At 56.8% G+C, this 26,411-nt stretch carries 20 protein-coding genes; 11 read left to right on the top strand and 9 right to left on the bottom strand.

Translation table 11 applies throughout. The features are described from left to right. Nucleotides 1-466: 466 nt before the first annotated feature. Nucleotides 467-1,810 carry an MFS transporter gene (locus SB772_RS31180; RefSeq protein WP_410837003.1) on the bottom strand — a complete coding sequence of 448 codons (1,344 nt, stop codon included), beginning with the start codon at nucleotides 1,808-1,810 and terminating at the stop codon, nucleotides 467-469. Nucleotides 1,811-2,197: 387 nt separating this feature from the next. Between SB772_RS31180 and SB772_RS31175 the strand changes: the two genes are divergently transcribed. After that, nucleotides 2,198-3,367, top strand: a complete 1,170-nt coding sequence (locus SB772_RS31175; RefSeq protein WP_410837002.1) for an MFS transporter — start codon at nucleotides 2,198-2,200, stop codon at nucleotides 3,365-3,367. An 86-nt stretch (nucleotides 3,368-3,453) separates the two neighbouring features. On the opposite strand, the gene SB772_RS31170 is transcribed toward SB772_RS31175, so the two are convergent. After that, nucleotides 3,454-4,287, bottom strand: a complete 834-nt coding sequence (locus SB772_RS31170; protein WP_410837001.1) for an IclR family transcriptional regulator — start codon at nucleotides 4,285-4,287, stop codon at nucleotides 3,454-3,456. Between the two features lie 99 nt (nucleotides 4,288-4,386). Here SB772_RS31170 and SB772_RS31165 point away from each other — a divergent pair, with 99 nt between their 5' ends. The 5 genes from SB772_RS31165 to maiA all read left to right on the top strand — a co-directional run bounded on the left by SB772_RS31165 (nucleotide 4,387) and on the right by maiA (nucleotide 10,189). Beyond that, nucleotides 4,387-5,193, top strand: a complete 807-nt coding sequence (locus SB772_RS31165; RefSeq protein WP_410837000.1) for an IclR family transcriptional regulator — start codon at nucleotides 4,387-4,389, stop codon at nucleotides 5,191-5,193. A 531-nt stretch (nucleotides 5,194-5,724) separates the two neighbouring features. Continuing rightward, on the top strand, nucleotides 5,725-6,681 hold the full coding sequence (locus SB772_RS31160; protein WP_410836999.1) for an MBL fold metallo-hydrolase: 957 nt from the start codon (nucleotides 5,725-5,727) through the stop codon (nucleotides 6,679-6,681). A 147-nt stretch (nucleotides 6,682-6,828) separates the two neighbouring features. Beyond that, nucleotides 6,829-8,163 (top strand): homogentisate 1,2-dioxygenase, encoded by a 1,335-nt coding sequence (gene hmgA, locus SB772_RS31155; RefSeq protein ID WP_410837100.1) that lies wholly within the window; start codon nucleotides 6,829-6,831, stop codon nucleotides 8,161-8,163. Continuing rightward, nucleotides 8,163-9,545 carry a fumarylacetoacetase gene (fahA, locus tag SB772_RS31150; protein WP_410836998.1) on the top strand — a complete coding sequence of 461 codons (1,383 nt, stop codon included), beginning with the start codon at nucleotides 8,163-8,165 and terminating at the stop codon, nucleotides 9,543-9,545. The genes hmgA and fahA overlap by 1 nt, the downstream gene beginning before the upstream one ends. Next, entirely contained in the window at nucleotides 9,542-10,189 is a 648-nt protein-coding gene (gene maiA / locus SB772_RS31145; protein ID WP_410836997.1) for a maleylacetoacetate isomerase, read from the top strand. The genes fahA and maiA overlap by 4 nt, the downstream gene beginning before the upstream one ends. A gap of 149 nt (nucleotides 10,190-10,338) precedes the next feature. Here the strand turns inward: maiA and SB772_RS31140 are convergent, their stop codons facing one another. Continuing rightward, nucleotides 10,339-10,638: a putative quinol monooxygenase gene (locus SB772_RS31140; protein ID WP_410836996.1), complete on the bottom strand. Its 300-nt coding sequence runs from the start codon at nucleotides 10,636-10,638 to the stop codon at nucleotides 10,339-10,341. Between the two features lie 157 nt (nucleotides 10,639-10,795). Next, nucleotides 10,796-11,653, bottom strand: a complete 858-nt coding sequence (locus SB772_RS31135) for a sugar phosphate isomerase/epimerase family protein (RefSeq protein ID WP_410836995.1) — start codon at nucleotides 11,651-11,653, stop codon at nucleotides 10,796-10,798. A gap of 361 nt (nucleotides 11,654-12,014) precedes the next feature. Here SB772_RS31135 and SB772_RS31130 point away from each other — a divergent pair, with 361 nt between their 5' ends. From SB772_RS31130 to SB772_RS31110, 5 genes are all read left to right on the top strand, one after another. After that, nucleotides 12,015-12,980, top strand: coding sequence for a sugar ABC transporter substrate-binding protein (locus SB772_RS31130; RefSeq protein ID WP_410836994.1), 966 nt, complete (start codon nucleotides 12,015-12,017; stop codon nucleotides 12,978-12,980). A gap of 89 nt (nucleotides 12,981-13,069) precedes the next feature. After that, the gene (locus SB772_RS31125; RefSeq protein WP_410836993.1) at nucleotides 13,070-14,191 is read left to right on the top strand and encodes a Gfo/Idh/MocA family protein; all 1,122 of its coding nucleotides are present in this window, start codon (nucleotides 13,070-13,072) and stop codon (nucleotides 14,189-14,191) included. Between the two features lie 467 nt (nucleotides 14,192-14,658). Then, the gene (locus tag SB772_RS31120) at nucleotides 14,659-16,242 is read left to right on the top strand and encodes a sugar ABC transporter ATP-binding protein (protein ID WP_410836992.1); all 1,584 of its coding nucleotides are present in this window, start codon (nucleotides 14,659-14,661) and stop codon (nucleotides 16,240-16,242) included. Further along, the gene (locus tag SB772_RS31115) at nucleotides 16,235-17,245 is read left to right on the top strand and encodes an ABC transporter permease (RefSeq protein WP_410836991.1); all 1,011 of its coding nucleotides are present in this window, start codon (nucleotides 16,235-16,237) and stop codon (nucleotides 17,243-17,245) included. Before SB772_RS31120 ends, SB772_RS31115 begins: the two co-directional genes overlap by 8 nt. 14 nt (nucleotides 17,246-17,259) lie before the next feature. After that, nucleotides 17,260-18,240, top strand: a complete 981-nt coding sequence (locus SB772_RS31110; protein WP_410836990.1) for an ABC transporter permease — start codon at nucleotides 17,260-17,262, stop codon at nucleotides 18,238-18,240. Between the two features lie 160 nt (nucleotides 18,241-18,400). On the opposite strand, the gene SB772_RS31105 is transcribed toward SB772_RS31110, so the two are convergent. The 5 genes from SB772_RS31105 to SB772_RS31085 all read right to left on the bottom strand — a co-directional run bounded on the left by SB772_RS31105 (nucleotide 18,401) and on the right by SB772_RS31085 (nucleotide 26,360). Then, a complete protein-coding gene (locus SB772_RS31105; RefSeq protein ID WP_410836989.1) occupies nucleotides 18,401-21,919 on the bottom strand; it encodes a serine protease in 3,519 nt (1,172 codons plus the stop codon). Between the two features lie 145 nt (nucleotides 21,920-22,064). Next, nucleotides 22,065-22,784 carry an SDR family NAD(P)-dependent oxidoreductase gene (locus tag SB772_RS31100; RefSeq protein WP_410836988.1) on the bottom strand — a complete coding sequence of 240 codons (720 nt, stop codon included), beginning with the start codon at nucleotides 22,782-22,784 and terminating at the stop codon, nucleotides 22,065-22,067. A gap of 73 nt (nucleotides 22,785-22,857) precedes the next feature. Continuing rightward, entirely contained in the window at nucleotides 22,858-23,826 is a 969-nt protein-coding gene (locus SB772_RS31095) for an ABC transporter permease (RefSeq protein WP_087648188.1), read from the bottom strand. 41 nt (nucleotides 23,827-23,867) lie between these two features. Beyond that, a complete protein-coding gene (locus SB772_RS31090) occupies nucleotides 23,868-25,361 on the bottom strand; it encodes a sugar ABC transporter ATP-binding protein (RefSeq protein WP_410836987.1) in 1,494 nt (497 codons plus the stop codon). 30 nt (nucleotides 25,362-25,391) lie between these two features. After that, nucleotides 25,392-26,360 (bottom strand): ABC transporter substrate-binding protein, encoded by a 969-nt coding sequence (locus SB772_RS31085; protein ID WP_410836986.1) that lies wholly within the window; start codon nucleotides 26,358-26,360, stop codon nucleotides 25,392-25,394. Nucleotides 26,361-26,411: the final 51 nt, after the last annotated feature.

The following is a 26,411-nucleotide window of genomic DNA, read 5'->3' as shown; positions in this document are numbered from 1 at the left end:
GGCCATGAATGAATGATACGCTTAAATTATATATGCGCAATGTCACTTGGTTAAGTTAAATTTCCGATGTGAAGAGGGGTTCTGGTAGTACGCGAAATTTTCAAAAGGCAAGCAACCGTGGTTGCCGATTCCGTACCACTTACCGGTGGAGGAGAAGTGATTGAACGGATGACTTTGTTGCCGCGAAAGGAAGGGACTTTCGTCAGCGACTTTCCCGTAAGCCTCAGTGGCGTATCAATCCGCGCTGCTGCGTACCTCTTCAACCAGTTGGTAGTGAAATAGTCCAACCAGAAAGTCGTCTGCCATCTTGCAGGCGACTTTTATTGATGGTTTGCGGAGGCTCTGATGTTGAGGCGCCCTTCCTGTCTCATGCAGGGCACCTCTTTGCCGTTCTTGCATTCCGAACGCTAAAAAAACGGGCACTCGAAGACTGAGCCCCCGAAGTAGCGTCAGCTACTGCCAGACGCTACGGCTTCTGCGCATTGCTTGTGCGCTCGAAGCCCAGCGCGAAATACATCGCCACGCATGCCAGAACCAGCAGTAAGGCGATGAAATAGAAAGCGTTGTTCATGCTGCCTGTGTACGTCTTGATAAGGCCGATTAGGTACGGGGTGATAGTCCCGCTCGTCACACCGATACTGCTGACCAGGGCAATGCTTGCTGCCGCGCTGGGGCCACGAAAGAAGGTGGCAGGGACGGACCAGAAAATCGGATGAGCCGCGTACACGAATACCGCTGCCGCAGTCAAAAGCGCCATCGACAATGCAAAGCCGAGGCTATGCGAGGTCAGTAATGCCAGAGCCGCAGCGGCACCTGCTCCGCACACAATGAAGTGCCATTTACGTTCGTTGCGCCGGTCGGACCGACGGGCAATCAGGATAACGCCGACAGCGCCAATCGCATTGGGAATTGCTGAGTACAAGCTAATCTGAACGATGTCGGTAATGCCAAACTCTCTAATCATCGTCGGCATCCAGAACAGGAGCAGCAGAATGCCAGAGGTCAAGCAGAAATACACGAATGCGAACACATACACGTACGGGTTGCGTACGGCTGCAAGCAATGAGTGCGTATGCCCTTCATGCTTTCCTTCGTTCCCCAAGACTTCAGCCAGACGCCGCTTTTCGCCGGGATTGAGCCACGACGCAACGCCCGGATTGTCTTTCAGGAAGAAGTACGCGATTACGCCAAGCAGGATTGCGGGAGCACCTTCGATAGCCAACATCCACTGCCAGCCGTGGATACCGTTGACTCCGTCCATCCCTCGCATAATCCCGCCCGAGACGAGACCACCGAGCACACCAGCCACGGCAACGCCCGCATAAAAGACCGAAAGCGCTCCCGCACGACGGCGAGCAGGGAACCAAAAGGTTAGGTAAAAGACGATGCCTGGGAAGAAGCCGGCCTCAAACACACCGAGCAGGAAGCGCAAAACATAAAACTGAGTGCTGCTTGATACAAACACCATAAGGACTGAGGCTGCCCCCCAGAGCCCCATGATGCGGGCGAAGGTCTTTCTGGCGCCGAACCGATGCAGGAGCATGTTGCTGGGCACCTCGAACAGAACGTACCCGATAAAGAAAAACACCGCCCCTAGGCTGTATGCGGCGTCAGTAAGCGAAAGGTCGTGTTTCATCTGCAGTTGGGCGAAGCCGACGTTGCTCCGGTCCAGGATTGCGATGACATAACAAAAGAACAGGAACGGGATGATGCGCAGGGTCACCTTTCGAAAGAGACGGTCATCCGACGTTTCCAGGGCCACGGGATTCGTCGAGGCCAGGCCTGTATGGGCAGAACTTCGCGTTGTCATTAGATACTCCAGTGCAGTTATTTTCAGTTGTGGTCGCCGCCATCTGAAGCACCGCTGATTCAGACGGACTACCAACCCACTCAGAAGGTAACCGCACCTTGGCAGGTCCACGCTCCCTAGATTACATATTAACGTTTCTATTCGCATATATATAATCATCGTTTGTACCTAGGTGCTGGCGGGACCGGCTCTTTCGCCTCGCTAGCCTAAGATAGGGTTAACCCTTCAGCACAGTCTGTGTTGAGGTTTTGGAGTCCGGCATCGACACGTGACAGCTGCCTAGGGAAAGCTCGAAGAAGGGTGGTTTGGCTTTGCGCTGATATATTTGCGTATATATAATTTTTTGGAGGGCGACAAACAAACCGTCGGGTGTCATTGGAGAGCAACTTGTCTGCGAGAATCTTGTGGCTTTTGAGCACCTGCTGTTTTGTCAGCATGGCCTCAATGAGGGTCTGCGATTCCTTGCTACCGGCACTGCAGTTGCAGTTTGGTGCAACCATGGGACATGCTGCCCTAGCCATATCTGCATTCGCTCTCGCGTATGGCCTCATGCAACTCGTTTTCGGCCCCTTAGGTGACAGGTTCGGGAAAATTCGGGTGATTGCCTGGGCCACGCTGACCTGCACATTGGGAAATCTCGGCGCGTCGCTGTCTGCTCATATGGGCCACTTAGTGGCAGCCCGTGTGCTGTCCGGGGCAGCGGCGGCAGGGATTGTCCCTTTAACCATGGCGTGGATTGGTGACACCGTGCCGTACGAGCGGCGTCAGGAAATTCTGGCACGTCTGCTCGGCGCCACGGTCTTCGGAATGATTGCGGGCCAATGGCTGGGAGCGTTGCTCGCTGATGCAGCGGGCTGGAGAGCCTCGTTCGCCTGTCTCGCCGCGACTTGCCTGGTTGCCAGCGTGCTCGTTATGCGGGAGGTTGGCGCTTCAGATTTCGGTGACGAGATGCCCGCATGCCGCTTCGCGCACCGGGCACTTGAAGTGCTCACGATTCCGTGGGCACGGACAGTGTTGTTAGTGACATTCATTGAAGGCTCGCTCGCCTTCAGTGCCCTATCGTTCATCCCAAGTTATCTGCACGGAACGTTCGATATTCCGATGTCCAAGGCTGGAGGGATTGTGGCGCTCTACGGAGTGGGCGGTCTGACGTACAGCCGGTGCGCACGTGCCCTTGTTCGACGCCTGGGAGAGGCCAACCTCGCGCGGCTCGGGGGCGCTTGCCTCGCGGCGTCTTATGGTGGGCTCGGGTCTTTCGATGGCTGGTGGCTGACCTTGCCTTGCTGCTTCATGGCCGGTTTCGGCTTCTACGCCTTGCACAATACTTTGCAGACTCATGCCACGCAAATGGCGCCGACCATGCGCGGCACGGCGGTATCCCTGTTTTCCTGCTTCGTGTTTTTTGGGCAGTCACTGGGCGTTGCGTGTGCAGCGTGGTTCATAGACCGGTTTTCGGCCCCACCCGTCTTTCTTTGTTGTGCTTTGGGCCTTCTCGCCGTCGGAATCACGTTTTCGCTACTGATTTCGCGGAAGACCGCTCAACTCGCGACGACCTGAACTGCGTCTACCAGACTCGCGCAAAGTCAGCGCATTGACGATGAGAGCGCCAATGCTTAGACCGCCAATGCTTAGACCGCCAATGCTTAGACCGCAGACACAGTTGGACGCGAGTTTTGCTCTGTCAATAATCGTGTCGTCTCGAGAAGGCTGTTGGCCAGTGCTCCCTTCCAGGAAACGTCGAAATTCCCGGCGACACCGAAGAGAGTCAGAACCAGGACGATTTCGCCATTGCTGTCAAACACCGGCGCACTGATGCTGTTGATACCAGGAATTGGCAGACCCTCTCCGCGTGCGAGTCCGCGCTTTCGTATATCAGCGAGGATGGCCTCAAATTGCGTCGCCGTGAGGCGTTCGCCGTCTGGCGTTTGCGAGCCAATATCGCTCGCGATAAGTTCGTCGAGCCTCGGACCCTTCTTGTGGGCAGCGAAGACTCTGCCTGTCGTTGAATGCACAAGCGACATGACCGTGCCCACGTGGACGCCGGCATGTAACGACACAGCAGGCTCAATGCTTTGGAGGACCGTCGGACCGCGGTCTCCCCACGCAACAAGAAGCACACTCTGCTCGACCCGCGTTGCGAGTTCGTTGGACGGCTGCATTGCATTACGGACTGCTGGCACCATGCGAAGAGCGTGCAGCCCCATCCGCAGCGACAACGGGCCGGGTTCGAAGCGCAAGGTAACCGGGTCCCGCTTGACAAGGCCAGTTCGAAGCAGGCTGACCATGTATGTGAAGACCTGATTGGTGGGAATGCCGCTCAGGGCACCGAGTTCCGCAAGTGTCACAGGTGCGCCCGCGTCGGCGATGAGCTGCAAAAAGCGGCCACCCACCTCCATGCTCTGGATGCCCCGCGGCTCCTTCTTCGCGCCGGACTCGTGACTCTTTGGATTTTCATTTGCCTGCTGCTTCGTTACCATGCAATCCTCTGTGCACGAACACATTATGATTCGCTGATTTTACCGGCTTCCTGAATACTGAAAGGCACTTCTGGATTGAGAATCCCACGAGATACGCAAATGGACACAGAAAGCACCGAGAAGGCCCAACGGGGAATTCAGTCAGTCGAAGTGGGCAGCGAGATTTTGCTCGCATTGTCGCAATTTGAGTCACCGATGCAGCTCAAGGAGGTGTCTCGTGTTACCGGCATGTCGCCCGCAAAGCTGTTTCCTTATCTTGTGAGCCTCATCAAGCTGCAGCTTGTCCAGCGCGTCGAACCATCAGGCGATTATGCACTGGGTCCTCTTGCGCTACGCCTCGGCCTGTACGGCCTGCAACGGCTGAATCCGCTGCGTGAAGCTGAGTCGGACGTTCTGGCGCTCGCATCGGGCACCGGACAGAGCGTCTTCGTGACGACATGGGGCCCGAATGGGCCAGTTGTCGTTCGCCAGGAGGACCCTTCGTATCCGTTGCATCTAACGTTGCGAGTCGGAACCATCATGTCACTCGTCAACACGGCAACGGGGCGGCTGTTTGGTGCTTATATGCCCGAGCCTCTCGTTCAGAAGGCTCTGGCGGACGAAGGTTTCAGGCTCAGCGGTGCTACGGCGCTGAAGGCAGCTGACCGGCACCAGCTCTTTGAGGATTATCGGAAAATTCGCGACGAGGGCATGACCCGGACCTCGGGTCAACCGTTGCCGGGCGTGAACGCTATCGCGGCCCCGGTGTTTCTGTTCAATGGGACGATAGCGCTGACTATCACGCTCGTCGGTCCGGCCGGTACATTCGACACTCGTTGGGACGGCGAACTCGCTGCGACGTTGCGGCAAACCGCTAGCAACCTTTCCTATCGGCTGGGCTATTCCGCAGTCAGCAGCGAAGCCTAAGTCAGACCCCTTTCAGCAGCCACGGCTATCGAGCCTAGGCTGCTCACAAGCACGGGCCGCCCGGTAGCGAAGCAATTTCGCGGTCGGGCGACCTTGTCCGCACCCACGGCAGCAAGGCTGTCCCACATGAATCGCCTCAGGGCTTCGAAGGTCCTGGACGCCTATTGCGCACATCTTTGCATTCCCCCGGAAGCATCGACGGCGAGACGTCCACGCGGTTCAACCAGACTATTCGCGCCCCTATCCGTCGAACCGGCTTCCCTGGCTGCTAAATCGCATCCCCACATAGTTCCGAGTGGAAACGGCCTCGCAGCGGTGAGAGCGCGGACCGCTACTGCGCTCGCGACTGTCGGTTCGGCGCAAGGCTAGCCGCTTATGCCGAACGCAAAGAAAGGGGTGCCATCAAACTTCCGCTCCTCTACGGTAACTTATCTATATGCGAATATATTCACGCATGTATAATTTAATCAATGTCAGGGCGCCACTCAAGATGAGCCCTGTCCCTTTCATACTCTGGTAGAGGTATCAGCCATGGCGACAGAAAAAAAGTTTGCTTCCCACGCGGACGTTGAGGAAAAGAAGGTCACGTTCGAACAGCTTTCGGAACATGCCTATGCGTATACCGCCGAGGGGGACCCGAACACCGGCATCATCATCGGGGACGACGCCGTACTCGTAGCTGACACGCAGGCAACGCCAGTGATGGCTCAAGACGTCATTCGCCGCATTCGCGAAGTCACGGACAAACCAATCAAGTATGTCCTGCTTACTCACTACCACGCGGTCCGCGTGCTTGGCGCGTCGGCATACAACGCCCAGCAAATCATCGCCAGCCAGGACACCTACGACCTGATTGTTGAGCGCGGCGAGCAGGACATGAAGAGCGAGATTGAGCGCTTCCCGCGCCTCTTTAACGCGGTTGAATCTGTGCCCGGCCTGACGTGGCCCACCCTGACTTTCCAGAAAAAGATGACACTCTGGATGGGCAAGCTTGAGGTGCAAATTCTGCAGCTCGGTCGCGGCCATACAAAGGGCGATACCGTCGTCTGGCTTCCTGGGGAGAAGACGCTCCTGTCTGGCGACCTGGTTGAATACGGTGCTACACCGTATGCCGGCGATGCTTATTTCGAGGATTGGCCCGCTACGCTGGATGCCATTGCCGCCTTGAAGCCGGAAAAGCTGGTCCCAGGCCGTGGTGCCGCGCTTAAGACCGCGCAAGAGGTCGCCGACGGTCTGGCGGGCACTCGTGCTTTCGTCAGCGAGCTTTACAGCAAGGTCAGGTCAGGCGCGAGCGAAGGCAAGGACCTGAACGCCATCTACAAAGAAACCTACGCCACACTGAAGCCAAAATTCGGCGACTGGGTCATCTTCGACCATTGCATGCCCTTCGACGTAACGCGCGCTCATGATGAAGCGACGCAGTATCCCGACCCGCGTATCTGGACCGCTCAGCGCGACAAGGAGATGTGGGAAACCCTCGAGAACTGACCGACATCAAGCGCCGGCCCGTGAACATCTGGACGCACGGGCCGCTTCAACGACACGCTCAATCTGGAGTTCCAAGTGCAAGAAACGACGCGAGACACATCAAGTCGCCTTGAGCCTGTTCAGGCCGGCCCGCTCTGCAATCCGGTACTGGAACGCGCATCGTCCGCGTCCGCGTTCTCTGCCCATCCAGTTGGCTATCAATCGGGATTTGCCAGCGAGTTCGCCACTGAGGCGCTCCCCGGCGCTCTCCCGGTTGGTCGAAATTCGCCTCAGCGTGCGCCCTACGGCCTGTACGCTGAACAGCTCTCCGGTACTGCCTTCACTGCTCCACGCTCCCACAACCGCCGTTCCTGGCTGTATCGCGTGCGACCGGCTGCGGTTCATATGCCATTCACGCCGCTGGAGAGCAACAGACTGGTCAGCGACTTCTCGCGTGTTCCGCCAACGCCTCCAAATCAGTTGCGCTGGGACCCACTCCCGATGCCGGAAACGCCGACAGATTTCATTGACGGTCTGGTGACCATGGCAGGCAATGGGTCGGCCGAGTCGATGTCGGGTTGTGCCATCCATATGTATGCAACGAATCGGTCTATGACAGACCGCTTCTTCTACAGTGCGGACGGGGAACTGCTAATTGTTCCTCAGGCCGGTCGCCTGAGCATTGCGACAGAGCTTGGCCTCCTGGACGTGGAGCCACAAGAAATCGCCGTCATTCCGCGAGGCGTACGCTTTCGCGTCGAGTTGCCCGACGGCGAAGCGCGCGGATATATCTGCGAGAACTTTGGCGCCCTGTTACGTCTTCCAGACCTCGGTCCTATCGGTTCGAACGGTCTTGCCAATCCACGTGACTTCCTGACGCCCCATGCAGCGTATGAAGTCCGTGAGGGCAATTTTGAACTCGTGGCAAAACTTAACGGGCATCTGTGGCGCGCAGATATTGGTCATTCGCCGCTCGACGTGGTGGCATGGCACGGAAACTATGCGCCGTACAAGTACGACCTGCGGCTTTTCAACACGATTGGGTCCATCAGCTTCGACCATCCAGACCCATCGATTTTCCTGGTGCTGCACTCGCCAAGTGACACGCCCGGCGTTGACACCATTGACTTTGTCATCTTTCCGCCGCGGTGGCTTGCCGCCGAAGACACCTTCCGTCCGCCCTGGTTCCATCGAAACTTTGCCAGCGAGTTCATGGGTTTAATTCACGGCGAGTATGACGCCAAAGCCGAAGGCTTCGTGCCTGGCGGGGCCAGCCTGCACAACTGCATGTCAGGTCACGGTCCTGATGCCGGCACGTTTGAAAAGGCATCCGTGTCCGATACGACACGACCAGCGAAGGTCGATTCAACCATGGCCTTCATGTTCGAGACCCGCAACCTCATCAAGCCGACGCAGTTTGCCTTGGAAACGTCGCAGTTGCAGGCGGAGTATTTCGAGTGCTGGCAGGGACTCACAAACAACTTCAACGCGGACGTCAAGTGATGGCAGCCAATGCAGTCGATACCTCGATGCTAAGTCGGACAACAAGTCCAAGCCTCCGAAGCTGGATTGAGTCGGCGAATTCTGCCGACACCGACTTCCCCATCCAGAACCTTCCTTTCGGGGTGTTCTCCGACGACAAGTCCGACACGGGAAGGGTTGGTGTCGCAATCGGAGACCTGATTGTCGACCTTTCGGAGCTCGAGTCAGCAGGACTGATTGCCGTGCCGTATGTTGTCACGGACGACACAGGTCTGCCTAAAAGCGTCTTCCGTCAGGCACGGCTCAATGATTTCGTAGCCTTGGGAAAAGCCGCCTGGAGCAGCATCCGGATTCAGCTGTCGACGCTACTGTCCGCGGACAACGCGACGCTTCGGGACGACCCAGAATTGCGAGAGCAAGCGTTCGTGCGCCAAAGCGACGCGGTCATGCATCTTCCCTTCGATATAACAGGCTACACAGATTTCTACTCGTCCAGAGAACATGCGACGAACGTCGGGGCAATGTTCCGTGACCCGAAGAATGCGTTGATGCCAAATTGGCTCGAGATTCCTATAGGATATAACGGGCGAGCGTCTTCGGTAGTAGTGAGCGGCACGCCGATTCGTCGCCCGAATGGGCAGCGCAAAAACCCTGACGCTGAACGCCCAACCTATGGGCCTTGCCGCAAGCTCGACATTGAGCTGGAAACAGGCTTTTTTGTCGGCGTGGGTAACGCACTTGGCTCACCTATTTGTGCTGCGGATGCAGACGGCCACATCTTTGGAATGGTCCTCCTCAACGACTGGAGCGCGCGCGACATTCAGCAGTGGGAATACCAGCCACTTGGCCCGTTCAACTCCAAAGGATTCGCGACGACCATTTCTCCTTGGGTTGTGACCATGGAAGCGCTAGAGCCGTTTCGCGTCAAACAACCACCGCAAACGCCAAAGCCCCTGTCGTATCTGCTCGGTGCTACGCGAGCTGGCGTCGACCTGCATCTTGAGGTACAGCTGAAGCCAAAGGCCGCTGCTTCGCCGACGACTATCGCCAGGACCAACTTCAAATATATGTACTGGTCGATGGCGCAGCAGTTGGTACACCACACCTCGGCCGGCTGCAACACCCGGGTCGGAGACCTTCTGGGTTCTGGGACCATTAGCGGGCCGAAATCTGAATCGACCGACGGCAAGGTTGGGACGTTCGGCAGCTTGCTCGAGCTGACATGGAACGGGCAATCACCGCTCCAGCTCGACGATGGCGAGACACGGGGCTTTATCGAAGATGGCGACGAACTCACTCTTACTGGCTGGTGCCAGGGCGACGGCTACCGGATTGGGTTCGGTTCGTGTGTCGGCGCCATTCTGCCCGCGATTGGAGTTGCGGCCTCGGAGGACGGCGAATGAAGCTGTATAGCTACTTTCGCAGTTCCGCGTCTTATCGAGTTCGTATCGCACTTGCTTTGAAGGAGCTGCCGTTTCAGTATGAGGCTGTCCATCTTCTCAAAGATGGCGGCCAGCAGCTCTCACCGGAGTACCGCCGGGTGAATCCAGACGGTATCGTCCCGGCGCTTGAAGACGGACCCGAGGTCTTGACGCAATCTCTGGCAATAATTGAGTACCTCAACGAGATGTATCCCGAGCCGCCGCTCCTTCCGCGAAGTCCCGCGGACCGGGCCTATGTCCGCTCCGTTGCGCTGCAAGTCGCATGCGAAATTCACCCGGTCGACAATCTTCGTGTCCTCCAGTACCTGAAGAAAAACTTCGGCATATCGGATGAGCAGAAGTCACAGTGGTATCGACACTGGATTGACGTCGGCTTCGGTTCACTGGAGATGCGGCTAAAGGAGGAAAGACGTGTCGGAGATTTCGTATTCGGCGACACGCCAACTCTCGCCGACGTGTGCCTGGTACCACAAGTGTGGAACGCTCAAAGATTTGACATACCGTTGGACAGCTACCCGACAATCAAGCGCATTGCCGACAATGCAATGGCTTTGGAAGCATTGAAACAGGCTGAACCGGCAAACCAACCGGACGCAAAGGGCTAAGTCGGACGTTCATTCCTTGTATGCCTTGAGCTAATAGCGGCACACCTGAGGCGCGCTGACTTTCGCGTGGTCAAATTGCGTGGTTCGACGAGGTGAATACGTGAGGCGAACCTACCCGCAGCGACGCGTAGCGCTATGCGGCGAGACAACTAATTCTGAAGCGCAATGGGCGTCAGAAATCGCACTTCCTTATCGGCAACGAAGTCCTTCGTCGCATCATCATAGACGGCTCGGTATGGTTTCTGCGGCTGCGCGCTGAGCCATTCATCTAGGGCGCCGTTCCATACTTCGAATAGAATCAAATCGTCTGGTGCGTCCGGGTCTTCGCTGAGCACGGCGCTCACGAAAGTTGGCTCTTCCGACATCGTCTTCATGAGCTCGGCGAGGTGCGGCACGAATAGCGCCTTCGTCGACGGAAAAAGCTTGAAACGGACGTAGAGAGATAACATCGGTCTGCCCTGGTGTCGTTGCATTGCAAGCCTGTCACGTGGCGCGGGTGTCTACGGAGATACATCTCGCGAGCGCGCGGTGTGACCAATTGTCCGAAGAAAACGGCTGCAAACACTTGGTCGCGGCCGTTCGGCTAATCATTCCCGATACTTCGATTTAATTCTCGAACTGGCGAATCGTTGCGTTATACGCACGCGTCGCCATCTCTTCGAGCGGCAGCTTGCGCTCAACGTCAGACAGGATTTCCACGCCCCACGGACCTTCAAAGCCAGTCGCCTGGATTGCCTTGATGAAGCCCTGCACGTCGAGTACGCCTTCGCCAGGCAGACGGCGTTTGTGGCAGGTGTCCATCCACAGCGGCTCGATTGCGTACCGGTCTGCGTCGTCGAGTTCGATGCCCTTGATGAATTCCGGCTTAATCGTGGCAATTTCCTTGAAGTCGACATTGCCGCGGCACAGGTGCCATATGTCGAGCAGCAGGCCCGCATTGGCCTTGTTCGCGCCTTCGACAATAGCTTTGCCGGTTTCGATTGTTCGCACGTTGCTGAAGGGCATGATTTCCAACATGACTTGCGTACCGCGCTTCTCAGCGTCATCTGCCAGCTTGCCGAATTCTTCGACCATGAGGGGGACGTTGGCGGTTTCTTCGCCAATGCCCGGACCGACCTTCACGATGCGCGCACGAAGTTCTTCCGCAGCCTTCAGGTAGTAATACCGCATGCTGTCCGACGTGCGGCGGCGCTCGCCGGTTTGATACCAGTCGACCAGGAACTCGAACTCAACGTGCTTCATGCCGTTGGCTTCGAGGATTCGGCGCATTTCCGGGAAGCCAATCTTGTCGGCCGTAGCGTAGATGTCCGAATGAATCAGGCCGATGCCGTCCCAGCCTGCTCTTGCTGCCGCTTCAACGCGGTCCTTGAAGCTGAATGGGCTGATTTCGGTCGGCCCAAACGGAAAGACGTCGCCCGACAGAGTGAAGTAAGCAGCAACAAGTTCGACTTTAGATTTGGACATGAGAACCCTCGTTAACGAAGCAGCGACCAGCCCGACGGGCGTCGCAAGAGACCATGTCCCGAACTATCACGTAGAAACGGCAGCGGATAAACAGCCCTGCAATCGCCTCACCGTAGAGTTTAAATCTACAATTCGGCGTTTTGCGGGTTGCCGGGCGTGGTGAAGTCCGCTAAAGCGGCGCGCAGCTTGATTGTTCGAAAGTCGCAGGGGCTATCGCAGTCCGAAAGCCGCAATTTTTCCGGTGAGCGGAAATAACTTTTCGTTCTGTCGCATTTTTCTTTCGCATACCAAGCCTTACTGTGCCTCCTCGAGAACACTAAAACCCGGCTCACTCATCTCAGGGGCCTTCAGGAGACACAGCATGAACATCCGCAAATCCGTTATTTCTTGCCTTGCTCTCAGCGCTATCGCCAGCGCTTTCTGCAGTGCTGCCCAAGCCGCAGACCAGCCGCGCGTCGCGTTGCTTATGCCGACGCAGAGCGTTGAATATTGGGCGCTCTACGTCAAAGGCTTCGAAAAAGAAGCTGCGGCACAAGGCATCAAGCTTGATGTGAAGGTCACCAACTACGACCCGAACGAGCAGGCAACCCAGGTCGACCAGACGCTCGCGCAGAAGCCAGATGTCATCGTCCTCGTGCCTGTGGACTCAAGCGCGATGGTCCCCTCGATTCGCAAGATTGACCAGGCGAAAATCCCGCTCGTCATTTCTAACTCGATGCCCGACCAGAAATACTCCCGGTACTGGAAAGTCTTCACTGGGCCGAACGACATCAGTAACGGTCAGGTTGCCGCGAAAGCGATGATTCAGGGATTCAAGGACAAGGGCTACGGAGACAAAGGGAAGGTAATCGTCATCAACGGACAGATGGGTACGCCCCCACAGATACAACGCTACCAAGGCTTCGTTGATGAGCTGAAAAAGGATGCACCTGGTATCGAGGTAGTTGGCTCCCAACCTGCTGACTGGGACGCAGTGAAGGCGGAAGCAGCGGCGTCTGCGCTTTTCACTCAGTTCAAGGATGTGAAAGGCGTCTATACAGAGAATGATTCTCAACTTCGTGGCACGGTGACTGCCGCTCAAAGACTTGGACTCGACCCTTCGAAGCTGGTGATTGTCGGACACGGATGCGACTCCGGAGGCGTCGAGGCTATCTCGGCAGGTAAAGCCTACGCGACAGTCGAGCAATCTCCCTTTGACGATGGTGCTTATGCCGCGAAGGCCGCGAAGGAACTCGCCTCCGGCAAGGCTCCGAAAGCTGTGCAGTACCTGCCGAATCCGGCGGCTACCAAAGCCACCATCAACGTCTGCTATTCCCAGAAGAAGTAGGTCGCGCGTCGGCTACCGAGTTACTGCGTAGCCGGCAGGACGCAACGGCGACCCTGCGGGGTCGCTTTCGCTTTGAAACGGAGACAAGAATGAGACGAGAGATTGGCGTTGCCGTGATTGGAACTGGTTTTATGGGAAAAGCGCATGCCCTCGCGTATCGCGCGGTGCCGAATGCTTTCCCTAACTCGTTGACGCCACGATTGGTGGCCGTTGCCGATGTCAGCGAGACGGGCGCGAGGCAAGCGGCAGAGCAATTTGGCTTCGACCGTGCGACAAGCGACTGGCGGTCGCTCCTTGACGACCGCGATGTTCAGGTCGTCTCAATCACTACGCCATGCAGTTTGCATCGAGAGATGGCATTGGCGGCAATCGCCGCCGGGAAGCATGTGCATTGCGAAAAGCCCATTGCGCCATCCGCATCTGACGCTCACGAAATGATGAAGGCGGCCGAGTCCGCGAACGTCGTCACGCAAGTCGGCTACAACTACATCAAGAATCCCATTCTCAAACTGGCGCGAGAGATGATTGCGTCTGGCGAACTGGGCGAAATCACAAGCTTTCGCGGCATCCATGCGGAAGACTACATGGCCGACCCTGAGATTCCCTACAGCTGGCGAGTCGACCCTCAAAACGGGGCAGGCGCGCTGGCTGAAATCGGCAACCACATCGTTGGAATGTCGCGATTCCTTCTTGGTCCGGTTACCCATGTGAACGCGCAACTCGAGACCGTCAATAAGTCGCGCCCGGTGTCGCCTGGTTCGCCCGAGCGCCGGGAGGTCAAGGTCGATGACATTGCTAGATTGATGGTGACCTTCGACCGAGGGTGTTCAGGCTCAATCGAAGCAAACTGGACCGCAACTGGCCGCAAGATGCAGCTTGAGTTCGAGATTTACGGAACAAAGGGTGCGCTGTGCTTTTCCCAGGAGCGCTTCAATGAACTCCGATATTTCAACGCCGGCGGCGACCCTCGGACATCGGGATTCGCTCGAATCGAAGCCGGACCCGCTCATCCTCCCTACGAAAACTTCACGGTGGCTGGCGGGCACCAACTGGGTTTCAACGATTTGAAAACCATTGAGATGGCGGAATTCATCGCGGCAATTGAACATGGGACGCCTACGTTCCCGGATTTCCGGGAGGCGTGGGAAATCCAACGGATTGTCGACGCTGCCATCCGGTCTTCGGCCGAGGCGCAGAGAGTCTCTCTGTAACAGACCAGCAAGCTCCAAGGTTAGCGCGCGGTTTGGCAGGCATTACGTCCTGACTTCCGCGCGTTTTTTTCGACTGCAGCCGGACGCTGATATTTCCGGTGACTGGAAATATCATTTCGCGGCCACGCATTTTTCTTTTCCTGGCGAACGAATAACCTTATCTCAACGATAACGAAGCCGCTAAAGCGAGTTTCTGCTGGAGACGACATGCATTCCTGCGCACGCAGCGATTCTTTTCGAATTCCTCTCCTGGTAGACCAACAGCAGCGGCATCACTGATGCGGCAACGCCCCACGGTTCGTCGCGAACCACAGCAAGCATCCGCTTCAGCTTCGATGCAAGGCTTCGTTATTCGAAATGTATGCGTCACCCAGTGTGAGCAATCACGCGGATGAGCCAGGTGACGGTGACGGGCATCGACCCGTGGCAGCGGACGACCGAAGAGTGTCCGCGTATGGAGGAAGACAATGCTGCAAGACGCTAAAACAGGCGGCGAGACGCTCGCCACTCAGAGTCTGCTCTGCGCTCGCAATCTAACCAAACACTATGGTGGCGTGAAGGCGCTCACCGGTGTCAGCCTCGAGTTGGCACCTGGTGAGATTCACGCGCTGTGTGGCGAGAACGGTGCAGGCAAAAGCACGTTTATCAAAATTCTCGGTGGTCTGGTGCAGCCGGACGACGGTGAAATTACCGTCGACGGACATCAACTGAAACTCGGGCATCGTACCGACCCGAGACTTATCTCCATCGTTCACCAGGAGCTTGCTATCGTCCCGACGCTGTCGGTGCTCGACAACATCCTTCTCGGTGGCGTGGACCAGAGCGAAATCTACCGTCGCAGCCAATACCGGGACTCTGTCCGTGAGCATCTGGATTCGGTCGGACTGTCGCATATCAAGCTCGATGCGCCTGCCTCGCGGCTCAGTCTCGCTGAATGCCAGCTCGTCGAAATCGCTCGGGGCATGTCGCGTCAAGCGAAGGTCCTGCTCCTGGACGAACCTACCGCGACCTTGTCGGATGCGGAGATTGTCCGAGTATTTGACGTTGCGCGCAAACTGCGTGACCAAGGAACCGCGATGATTTTCGTCAGCCATCGACTCGACGAAGTGTTTGCGCTCACGGACCGGGTAACGGTCTTCCGCAATGGACAGCATGTGCTCACGCAGCGCACTGCGGATATGACTACCGCGGAGGTAGTTAAGGCAATGATTGGTCGCGAACTGGTGCATAACAAGGTCATGCCGCCGGAGAACCGCGCCAACGTGGCGCCGCGTCTTTCGATTTCCAACCTGACGGTCGCGGACAAGGTCAAGGAACTCTCAGTCGACGTCGCGCCGGGCGAAATCCTCGCCGTGGTCGGCCAGTTGGGTTCTGGCGCGGAAGTCGTTGTCGAGGCCCTTGCTGGCCTTCGCGGTGATATTTCCAGTGCTGTGAAAGTGGACGGTCAAACCATCAAGCTCGACAGCATTCGGAACTCGCTGCGAGCGGGAATCGCGTACGTGGCAGAAGACCGCGCTGACAAAGGCGTTTTCCTGGATGCGCCGATTGCCATCAATATCACCGCGTCTGTCATGGCGAAGTTCACCCGAGCGGGAATCATGCGACGCGCCGGTGAACAGGAAGAGGCGCGACGCCTGGCCTCGATGTTCACTATCGACCCGAAGCGTCTTCCGCACGAAGTTTCCACGCTTAGCGGCGGCAATCAGCAGAAGGTCTCTCTCGCGAAAGCAGTGGCACTGGCTCCTCGTCTGTTGCTGCTGAACGAACCCACCCGGGGCGTTGATATTGGCGCCCGCAGCGAAATCTACGCGACGCTGCGCAAGATGGCGGATGAAGGGCTAGCGATTGTCTTCTACTCGACGGACCTCGAAGAAATCCTGGAGCTCGCGGATACGGTTCTGACGGTCTTCAGAGGCCGGATGGTCCGTCATAAGCCGCGGTTCGAGATAAACGGCGACACGCTCCTGCACGACATCGTGGCAGGCGACGGCGATGCATCTCATGGCCATGTCTCTTTCCGAAACCAGACTGTGGAGGTGGGTAATGCATAAGACAGCTCTCGAGCCTACCGCGCAGGTATCAACGACTGCGCTACGACGTTGGGCCGCGGCATTGTTTGGCACGACGAGTATTCACGCTGCGTCGATTCGCATCGCAACCCTTGCTCTTATCGTAGTCGCTGCGGCTATTGTTCCGCACTTCACCGAGTTCGGAAACTTGCAGTCCCTGATGTACTCGGTCGCCGCGGTCGGCATTGGCGCAATCGGGATGGCGCTAGTGACCCTCAGTGGAAATCTGTTCATGCTGTCGATGGGCGCGACAGCGGCAGTCTCCACGGTGATGTTCGCTGCGCTCATTCATCTCGGTCTCGGCGCAACGCTGCTGTTGGTCGTGCTGAGCGGCCTTCTGATGGGGGCTGTCCAGGGTGGAATCATCGCATTGGGTAAAGCGAATCCCATCATCACAACGATTGCTACCTCGTCAATCATCATTGGTGCTGGCGTCATCTACACCGGAGGGCTGACAGTCATCGGAAAGGGGGACGCGACGTGGCTCGGTCAGGGACGGTTGTTTGGCTGGCTGCCGAATCAAATCCTGGTGCTGGCAATCTTTGCGGCCATTGCAAGCTTCATCCTGCAGAAATCCCGTATCGGGCGGGAAATCCGACTGATTGGTATGCGAGCTGAAGTGGCACGCATCGCAGGACTCCGGTTGATGGCAGCAACGCTCGTTTGCTACGGATTCGCGGGCGCCGCAGCTGCGCTGGCCGGTTCGTTGATTGCTTCGTCGTCGGCCCAAGGCAACCTGACCTACGGCATTGACCTGGACTTTAACGCAATCGCTGCCGTGCTCGTCGGTGGAATCTCGATTCGAGGCGGACGCGGGCAAATCTCGGACGCGGTGACGGGCGCAATTTTCCTCGCCGTTATCAGCAACATCCTCCTGGTCAGCGGCGTGAGTTATGAGTACCAGTTGGTAGCGAAGGGCATCGTGGTTCTCGCGGCAGTCGTGTTCGGAGCGTTGCTCGCCCGACTCGGCCCGGGGCGGAAATAACTGGAGATTTGAAAATGGAACAGTCTCAACGACTTCTCAAACTGGTCATTCGCCTCGTACTGCTCGTGGGAATGCCTGTTATCTTCGGCCTCAGCGTCGACCACTATTTCTCGCAGGCGAACCTCTACGCAATCTTCCAGGCGTTTGCGTTTCTCGGCATCATCGCACTCGGTCTTTCAGTCACGATGATTGCGGGTGAGTTCGACCTGAGCGTCGCTGCAATCTCGACAGTTGCCGGCCTCATCACTGTGAAGTTCGGTGGCGATAGTGCGATGCTCGGCATGCTGTACGCAATCATCTTTGGCGTGGTGGTAGGCATCGCTAACGCGGCGCTGCTGCCTTGGCTCGGCGTCTCTTCGCTCGTGACGACAGTCGGCTCCATGATGTTCCTTACCGGCATCGGTTACTGGATTGCAGGCGGTCGAGTCTTGAGTTACGCCAACCTTGATGTCAGCGACTTCCTTGACCAGAACGTTGCGTCAATCTTTTCCCCGCGTAGCCTCATCACAATCGTCTGCTTCGTCGTTGTATCGCTTTTCCTGCGTTACACCACCCTCGGGCGTGACATCTACGCATCGGGTGGGCATCGGAAGGCAGCAATTCAGAGTGGCGCGCGCGTGGGTAAGGCGCTGACAGTCGGTTTCGTCATCTCCGGCGGACTGTCTGCACTTGGCGGAGGCCTGCTCTCGCTGAGCCTGGCGACTGCGTCCGCAACGATGGGAAGTAGTATCCTGCTTCAGGCGGCTTCGGCCGCGATTGTCGGGGGTGTTGCGTTGGGTGGAGGCATCGGTTCGCCGCTCGGTGTAGCAATGGGCGTCCTGATTCTTACGGTGCTGAACAATGGGCTCGGCCTGTTGAGTGCTACGTCTACCCAGATTCTTCTCGTCAACGGTCTGTTGCTTCTGATTGTGGTCCTGCTTGACGGCCGTCTCGGTGCGGTCTTGGCTGCTCCGCTCGGACGATTCGCTCGCAGAAAGACTACGGGCACCGCATAGTATTGTCGTCCTTGCTTGGATTAGCCCACGCGTTGGCCGCACCGATAACGTCGGCAAATCAAGCAGGGACGACAAAGCACTTCCTCGGTTGATGTTCGCCTCCCGGTGGAATCGGCCGCGAGTCACCGACCACGGACCGTTAACGTTCGTTGTGAAATCGTTACTGTGGCTTCCAAGGCGTTACAGCAAAGCTGCTATGCAGCTTAGATACTTCAGTAATCGACACCACGGCATCGTTCCCGCCGCCTTGAGTAGAACCCTCCTTCGCGATACCAATCAATCGGTTCGCCTCGTCCAACACCGGGCCGCCGCTGTTCCCTTTTCGTATGTTTTGCGCTATCTCGTAGTGCAGGTAAGCCTTGTCGTTGTACTGATTCACTATCTTGGTGGTAAACCTTGACAACGTCTTGCCTGCCGAGTGATTCGGGAATCCGTATAGCTGAACCGGCACTCCAGTTTCGACTGTTATCTCGGACACATCCAAATTCCAGGACTTTTCAGGAAGTTTCCCTTTGGGTCGCAACAAAGCAATGTCTGGAATTTCCGACGACCACACTATCTCTAGTTCGCAAACGTCTTGCATCAACCTGTCCTGCAGAAAAATTCGCCCGCCATTGACCCCGAAGTATCCTTGCGGCCCATTTTCGTGCTCCTCTATCGGCCGCTGGACAACGTGGTCACATGTAACGATTCCAAAGCCATTCATCAAAAAACCTGAACCTTCGCTGTATTTCAATGCGTCATCGTCCTTACACGCAATTCGATACACTGCCCGTTCAAGGTCAACGACGTCTAAGCTATCCGACTCTGCGAGTTTAATAGATAGCCCCGGTGCTGCATGCCCCTCCGTTACATGGGCTCTTGCGACCCTCATCACGTCGGAAGCTCCGAGCGATTCTTCTGCCTCGTCTAATGTGGACAGCGCGTCTCGCGTTCTCCCAAGGCGTGCAAGAGCCACCGATAGATAGGCAGCTACCCGGTCCGTGACCTGTGTCCTGAAAAGGTCGCGTAAGACTATCTCCGCTTGGCTGGTATAGCCGATTACCAGAAGAAGTATGGCCTTGTTCGTCAGGTATGAGTCGGCGTTCGGTTTCGCGAGGTCATATGTAGCCTCCATTTGTTCGGCTTCCGCCAGAAGCGTCTTGGCGCTCACCAACTGTCGTCCCTGTAGTCGAGGGAAGGGTTCATTTTCGATAAGACGAGCCAATTTCGCGGCGAACAGATTGAATCCGTATTCGGGTACGCTGCGATGGCGTCCATGAAGCTGCGCGAACGCCTGTTCGGCCAGCTGGATGTTGCCGCGCCCCTTGCTGAACTGTGCAACTGCCCGATAGAAAAGAATTGTGTCGCGCGCAGCGTCTTTGTTCACCTGTGGTATCTCAGGTGGGACGTCGGTGCTCTCCAACGTCTTCCAGTCTTGGGTTGATAGAGCGAACTGCAAGCGATGCCGCAATTGAACAACAGCAAACTGCCCCGCTAACTGTTGTCGTGGTTCGGGCATAGAGTCCATGTACGCCTTAGCTGCGACGTACTCCCCGGCGGCCAACAGTTCGTCAATTCGAAATTGAAAATCCGTCAGGTATCGCGCCGTACCGGCCCTTCGAGGTAGTAAGTCTTTGATTCGTTCTTGTATTTGCGGCCGCATTGAAAGCGGAGCCAACCTACAAAGCTGCGCCAAGAACGCTGGTTCATCTATTGACAGGATTTCTTTCAGCAATCGTGTTCCGTCGGCTTCAACCAGGCGACTCAGGACGCGTCCGAAGTCCACGGCTAATCCACTGTCGTTTGCCCTCCCATTCGGGGGCCGTTCGAACCTGATAGCAAAAGCTTCAACACGTCCCCGTTCGAAATTCGCAAATGCACCCGAATACACCGCCTCAACCAGTGCGTCTACCAATGTAGACGGTATCTCATCTCTCTGTCCTATGATTGCACGGGCAAGTACTCGCAAGTGTGCCCGAAGTGCGCGGACCAAGTTGTCTTTGACAATGTACGGATTTTCGTCCGATGAAATCGAAGAGAGTCGATTTTCGATGTCGAGGGGATAAAGAAACGCGCACTGAGTGGCCTCGTCTAGGCGCTGGCTCATATCGAAGAGAACGGCTGCAGCCTCCGTACCGATGCGCGTCGTCGACAGGCGATAGTTGTCTTCACGTATCGATTGGATATACGCCGTCACCAGCGGCAAGCAACGCACTTCTGATACAAGTTGCCCGGCGTCGACGACATCAAGCGCCGCCGAGAACGCTGGTAAGCCAACCTCAGTGTCGTAGTCCCCGCCTAGCAGCGCGTCGTACATCGACACAAGAAATTCGCTCGAGAACTCAACCAGTTCGGAACGGAAAGCTGCGAGCATTGGGCTACCCGGTACCCCAAAATCATCTTGCTGGGAAGCGCTCGCGTGCAATCCGTGGAGCAACGCTGCCACTTCGTGCGACGCTAATCGACCCGATTTGGCATGTTGGCATGTGATGGATAGCGCGTCGATGAATGCCTCCGTACGAGAGGCCTCGTTGTCGCGTACCATCAACCTCCTATCCCATACTCCAGCGGCCACTTTCCACCTTGATATTAGAAGGCAGACTAGAGCAGCGGTCTCCGGTTTCAGCGTCATGTCCGCCAAAAGCACCGGTCGCTGCTCGACCCAAAATAGGACCGTCGATAAGACCTCCGGATGCATTAGCGCGAGGTCCAGCAGTCTGATGGCAATCGGATGTGGCGTTGGTGCGTTAACGGCGTGTTCAACCTCGGCCAAGAGCAGGCCGACTAGATTGGCAGCGTGGCTCCATCCGCCGTTTTCGTAGCGCATGCGCTCAATCTGCTTATTGACTAGCCACTCCGATTTAGAGGCTAAAGCTGTAGGAATATCCGGAAACCAGGAGGCGGCCTGCACGCTGTCGACTTGACGCGCGCGAGCGGTTTGAAGAATTCCTCTCCGTCGATAATCGGCCCATGAAAGTGGTTTCACATCGTTTTCAAGGACCGCAAGTGCTGAATTGATGAAATGATTGCGCGCATCCTCGCCCCATACTTCTGACGGAACGATTTTAGGATAGTTAAGACTCTCCCAGACTCGAAGCCAATCAAATAGAAAGTCGGCGTTTCCAGCGTGATGACGGTCGTCTCGGTCCCACATTCGGGCCGCGACCCATGTGGGCGTGATACAGACGATATGAGATGGAGGGCGTGTCTGGTTGACGACCGATTCGGCAAGCGCAATCAACTTGTCATCTGCGTCGGGTGGAGTTCTGAACTGATATTGACTGTTATGCCGGACATTCAGCCATGCGACGAAAGGAGTGAGCTTGTCTACATTTTGGTTACTTGCGGCACGCGCAACATCGAACGGTACGCTCAGGCATTGCCAGCCGTCTCCAACCCATCCTTCCTCGATAAGGTCGTCTAGCGTGGGTGCGTCCTCAGTGTCTTTGGCGGCATCCGCATAAATTTGCCTAGCACGCGCCGGTACATCATTGCTGAGAATGACCAGATTTTGAAAGAATTTTAGTACGAGCTCGTCATCGAATACTTGGTCAGACTGAGCCGGTGCGCGATGCTGCCTGCTTAGGCCGAGGTTTCGTTCATATCGCTCCCGCAACACAAGTCGTGTTTCTCCGGGAGCATTGTTTAAGCTTTCGAATCGAGTCATTCTTTTCACTTGTCGAAAATAAAACCCCATAGGAGTCTCATTTTATAATATCAAAGTGAAGAGTGACTCGCCTCCGTTTCAGGAGGGAAAGATTGAAAAGCGGCTACGGCCGCATCGCGCAGTGCCTTGCGGACAATCCACGATTGGGTGAGGCAGCCGCAGCATTGGCAAACTATTATTGAGCCAGATACCCACCGTCGATGATGAGTTCGCTGCCCGTCACGAACGAAGACTCGTCGCTGGCGAGGAAAACGCATCCGGCAGCAACTTCCTCGGGCGTACCCATCCGACCCATTGGCGTGCTCTTGATGATTCCAGCATTCATGTCGTCCGACTGAGCCTCAACGAGCGGCGTCCGAATGAGCCCGGGATGAACTGAGTTCACACGGATGTTCTCAGCCGCATATGTCACCGCGGCATTCTTCGTCATATTCCGCACACCGCCCTTCGCTGCGTTGTAAGCTGCCGCGCCGGGCACACCTACGTTCCCCCAGATAGAACAGAAGTTGAGAATCGAGCCACGCTTTGCGGCTCGCATCGACGGCAGGACTGCTTGCATGCCCAGGAAGCTTCCAGTGAGGTTCACGCCGAGGACGCGGTCCCAGCTTTCCCTGTCAGTACCGTGAACGGGCTCATAGCACGCCACGATGCCAGCGTTGTTGACGAGGACATCAATGCGTCCGTGTTTCGCAAGAATTCCATCAACGACGCGAATCCAGTCATCGTTCAGTGAGACGTCAAGCTTCACGTGCTCAACCCCATCCGTTTCCGCGCCGGGTTTGACGTCTCCCGCAATTACTGTTGCCCCTTCCCGCGCAAATGCCTGTGCCACTGCCAGGCCAATACCCTGGGCTGCACCCGTGATGAGCGCCACTTTGTCTTTAAGTCTGTCCATCTTCGTCTCCGATTAAGCGCCTACGCTTTCTTGTGTTGATGATGGCGGCGTCATGCGCCTCCGGTTACTGTCGTTAGCGACCCTTGCGACGCATCTGGTCGAGGAACACGATGACGATAATGAGAATGCCCGTCACAATTCGTTGCCAGAACGGGTCGATGTTCAGGAGGTTTGCGCCCTGCGCCAGGGTGGTGAGGAGGGCCGCTCCGATAATCGGCCCCTGAATGTTTCCGACCGCTCCAAAGAGACTTGCTCCCCCGATGACGGCCGAAGCAATCGACTGTAGTTCCCAGCCCTCGCCGGTGGTCGCCATGCCGATACTGAGTCGGCTCGCCACGAGGATGCCCACGAGCGCAGCGCATACGGCGGATACGATGTAGGCGACGTAGATAACGAGGGAGACGTTCACACCAGACAGTCGAACCGCCTCTTTATTCGAGCCGACTGCAAAAAGGTAGCGGCCCCACTTGGACCGATGCAGCAGGAAGTATCCTGGGACTGCTACGACCAAGACCGTCCAGAAAAGCGTCGGCACGCCTAGGAACGAGCCACGTGCAAATGATGTGAACGCCATCGGAAGACCTGCCACCGGTTCTCCACGCGTAATCAGGAGGGTGAAACCGCGCAGCGAAGTGAGAGTTGCGAGCGTCGTGATGAAAGGCGGGAGCCCGAGTCTGGTGGTGCAGAATCCGTGAAACGCACCAATCACGACTCCAATCAGGAGGGTCAGAAAAATCGCAGCGCTGATTGGCAGCCCACTCTTAATTAGCATCGCCACCACGACTGACGAAAGCCCCACGACGGCACCCACCGAGAGGTCGATGCCAGCGGTAATCATGACGAATGTCTGGCCAATCGCGATGATGGCCCAGAACGACACTTGCCGCATGAGGTTCGTGATGTTCTCTTCCGTCAGGAAGTTCGGTGTCGCCAAGGACAACGCTACCCACAGGAGAACGAGGACAAGAAATAGCGTGAGGTCCAGCAGCCAGGTCATCCGACCGAGCTTTGACACTGTTGAGGGAGATTGAAGGGTCGACATTTTCATCCTCGATTGAATCCAGAAAAGCGGCTGTTAAGCCGTTACGCGCCGATTGCAGCCGCGAGAATCGCCTCGTGGGAAGTTGAGTTGGGAGCCGCACTGGCCGCCACCTTTCCCTTGCGGAAGACGTGCAACATGTCGGCAAGGTCGTAGACCTCAGGCAGATACGAAGAAATCAGGATGATTCCGGCACCTTCTTCCAGCAGCTTGGCGAAGAGTTTGTAGATTTCGCTCTTCGCTCCGACGTCGACGCCCACGGTCGGCTCGTCCACGATGAAGAGGTCTGCGCCGGGAATCAGCCACTTGCCGAGAACGACTTTCTGTTGGTTTCCTCCGGAAAGTGATGAAGCGTTGACTTCGACGCCGGACGTGCGAATGGACAGCGCCTTCACCTGGCTGCTGGCGTTCCTGCGTTCGTCACCTCGACGAATCAGACCGCCAAATGAAATCGACGGATAGCTGGCTAGGTTGAGATTCAATCGAACTGGCAGATTGAGACATAGCCCCTGGTCGCGGCGGCTTTCGAGCAGGAGGGCGATACCCGCCTTGACTGCATCTCGCTCCGACCGGATGCGAAGAGGCTTTCCACACCATGTGACCGAGCCTGCGGATTGCTTCCGGCGACCGAAGAGCGTTTCGACGAACTCGCTGCGCCCGGAGCCAATCAGTCCGTAGAGGCCGACGATTTCTCCGCGTCGAACCGTCAGCGATATGTCTTCGAAGTCCTCGCCAGACAATCCTTCAACTCGAATGAGTTCTTCGCCGATGGGCACTTCGGCCTTGAAATGAACATCCGCAACCTCGCGGGCGACCATGTCCTTTACAAGCCGCGCCGTAAGTGGCTCGGCATCAACGCCTTTAACTTGGTGCGTCGAAATGAGGCTTCCGTCACGCATGACGCTGGCTCGGTCAGCGAGTTCGAGAATCTCTTCCATCCGGTGGCTGATATACACGATGGTCACGCCGCGCGTATTGAGTTCTCGGATGAGCTTGAAAAGTTGGTCGGTCTCGCTTCGTGTCAGGTAAGCCGTTGGTTCGTCGAAGATGATGAGTCGTGTGGCACCGGCAGCGGCTCGTGCAGTAGCCACAAGTTGCTGCTGTCCGATTGTCAAATCTCCGAGGCGCCTCGAAGCGTCGATGTCGAAGCCGACGCGCTCTAGCAAAGCGCGACCATCTGAGAGCATCTTTCGGCGGCGCATCATGCCGAAGTTTGTTTCCTCGTGGCCAAGGTAGAGATTCGCAGCCACGCTGAGATGCGGGCAAAGAACGACTTCTTGATGGATTGCCGCGATGCCAAGCTTCAGCGCGTCTGGGGGGCCTGCGAACTCGACCGGCGTGCCGTCCCAGACGAGCGAGCCGGTCGTCTTCTGCACGGCGCCAGTAAGTATCTTGATGAGTGTCGATTTCCCAGCCCCGTTCTCACCTACGATTGCATGGACTTCGCCTTTGCGGAGCTCCAGGTCTATTGATTTCAACGCGGTAGTGCCTGGATATACCTTACTCAATCCGCGTAGCGTGAACAAAGGTTCGTTCATGTCGCCTCTCCTTGTGTTCGCTGCCACGTATCAACGGCAGCTGAGGTCTGGATTGAGCAGGCGCTTGCCTTCGGGCGTGTCGAGGTCCGCACTACGGATGACGTGTACTCCCGTGTCGACGAAGGTGTTGACCTTCTCGCCCTTGACCTTCTTGACCGCCGTCTCGATGGATAAGTAGCCCATTTGAAACGGGTCTTGAACAATCAGTGCCTTCATGTCACCGCTTCGAACGAGCTTGACGAGTTCATCGGTCGAGTCGACGGTGACCCCCATCACGCGGTCCTTTGCCTTCGTTTCTGCAATGCCTTGGCCGACGCCTAGGCCGCTGTAGAAGGTGTCCCCGAAGATTCCGCGAAGTTGGGGAAAGGTCGACAGTACGTCAAGGGTCGTATTGAGGGAGCCGGTTACTGAGCCGTCACCGATGCGGGTCGTGACCACCTTCAGACCAGGATACTTTTTGGCGACCTGGTCTTTGAATCCGTCGACGCGGTCCTGAACCGACTTCACGCCTGGGAGAAACTGCAGAATCGCAACTTGGCCCTCAGCCTTGCCGTATTTCTTTTGAATCTCTTGGGCGAGGGTATCGGCCCCGAGTCGGCCGGCAGCGACGTTGTCCGTCATCACCGTTGCGGCGACCCGCTTCGAGTTGGACGGAGTGTCCGCGACAACCACCGGAATCTTGGTGGCCGCTTCGTCGATAGCAGGTCCGAGTGCTTCGGCTGAGACCGGCGTGATGACGATTGCCGCGGGCTTCCCCGAAACGGCATTCTCGAAAATGCCGATTTGGCCGGACATATCAGCCTCGCTGCTGGCACCGAGTCTGGGCACCGTGACGCCATATTTCTTTCCGGCGGTACATGCTCCAGCGAATACGGCCTGCCAAAACGGGACGCTGGTGTTCTTCACGATGACGGGGATTGTCATGGTCGGCGCGGCTAACAGGTTCGGTGACGCCAACACCGTGGCCATAACTGCAACGCCTGCGATGAATGCTTTCATGTTTTGTCTCCTTCAGTGATAAGTCTTTTGTGACTGCTTTGAGCAACGCTT

Origin of the sequence: Paraburkholderia sp. SIMBA_030, assembly GCF_046535245.1 — a bacterium.
In the GTDB taxonomy this organism is placed as follows: Bacteria; Pseudomonadota; Gammaproteobacteria; order Burkholderiales; family Burkholderiaceae; genus Paraburkholderia.
This window is presented reverse-complemented; position numbering and strand designations above follow the sequence as displayed.

What these genes read in the sequence shown, in the direction of transcription:
- SB772_RS31180 (WP_410837003.1), bottom strand. Translation starts at nt 1,810, where the DNA reads ATGACAACGCGAAGTTCTGCCCATACAGGCCTGGCCTCGACGAATCCC.
- SB772_RS31170 (WP_410837001.1), bottom strand. Translation starts at nt 4,287, where the DNA reads ATGGTAACGAAGCAGCAGGCAAATGAAAATCCAAAGAGTCACGAGTCC.
- SB772_RS31165 (WP_410837000.1), top strand. Translation starts at nt 4,387, where the DNA reads ATGGACACAGAAAGCACCGAGAAGGCCCAACGGGGAATTCAGTCAGTC.
- SB772_RS31160 (WP_410836999.1), top strand. Translation starts at nt 5,725, where the DNA reads ATGGCGACAGAAAAAAAGTTTGCTTCCCACGCGGACGTTGAGGAAAAG.
- fahA (WP_410836998.1), top strand. Translation starts at nt 8,163, where the DNA reads ATGGCAGCCAATGCAGTCGATACCTCGATGCTAAGTCGGACAACAAGT.
- maiA (WP_410836997.1), top strand. Translation starts at nt 9,542, where the DNA reads ATGAAGCTGTATAGCTACTTTCGCAGTTCCGCGTCTTATCGAGTTCGT.
- SB772_RS31140 (WP_410836996.1), bottom strand. Translation starts at nt 10,638, where the DNA reads ATGTTATCTCTCTACGTCCGTTTCAAGCTTTTTCCGTCGACGAAGGCG.
- SB772_RS31135 (WP_410836995.1), bottom strand. Translation starts at nt 11,653, where the DNA reads ATGTCCAAATCTAAAGTCGAACTTGTTGCTGCTTACTTCACTCTGTCG.
- SB772_RS31130 (WP_410836994.1), top strand. Translation starts at nt 12,015, where the DNA reads ATGAACATCCGCAAATCCGTTATTTCTTGCCTTGCTCTCAGCGCTATC.
- SB772_RS31125 (WP_410836993.1), top strand. Translation starts at nt 13,070, where the DNA reads ATGAGACGAGAGATTGGCGTTGCCGTGATTGGAACTGGTTTTATGGGA.
- SB772_RS31120 (WP_410836992.1), top strand. Translation starts at nt 14,659, where the DNA reads ATGCTGCAAGACGCTAAAACAGGCGGCGAGACGCTCGCCACTCAGAGT.
- SB772_RS31115 (WP_410836991.1), top strand. Translation starts at nt 16,235, where the DNA reads ATGCATAAGACAGCTCTCGAGCCTACCGCGCAGGTATCAACGACTGCG.
- SB772_RS31110 (WP_410836990.1), top strand. Translation starts at nt 17,260, where the DNA reads ATGGAACAGTCTCAACGACTTCTCAAACTGGTCATTCGCCTCGTACTG.
- SB772_RS31105 (WP_410836989.1), bottom strand. Translation starts at nt 21,919, where the DNA reads ATGGGGTTTTATTTTCGACAAGTGAAAAGAATGACTCGATTCGAAAGC.
- SB772_RS31100 (WP_410836988.1), bottom strand. Translation starts at nt 22,784, where the DNA reads ATGGACAGACTTAAAGACAAAGTGGCGCTCATCACGGGTGCAGCCCAG.
- SB772_RS31095 (WP_087648188.1), bottom strand. Translation starts at nt 23,826, where the DNA reads ATGTCGACCCTTCAATCTCCCTCAACAGTGTCAAAGCTCGGTCGGATG.
- SB772_RS31090 (WP_410836987.1), bottom strand. Translation starts at nt 25,361, where the DNA reads ATGAACGAACCTTTGTTCACGCTACGCGGATTGAGTAAGGTATATCCA.
- SB772_RS31085 (WP_410836986.1), bottom strand. Translation starts at nt 26,360, where the DNA reads ATGAAAGCATTCATCGCAGGCGTTGCAGTTATGGCCACGGTGTTGGCG.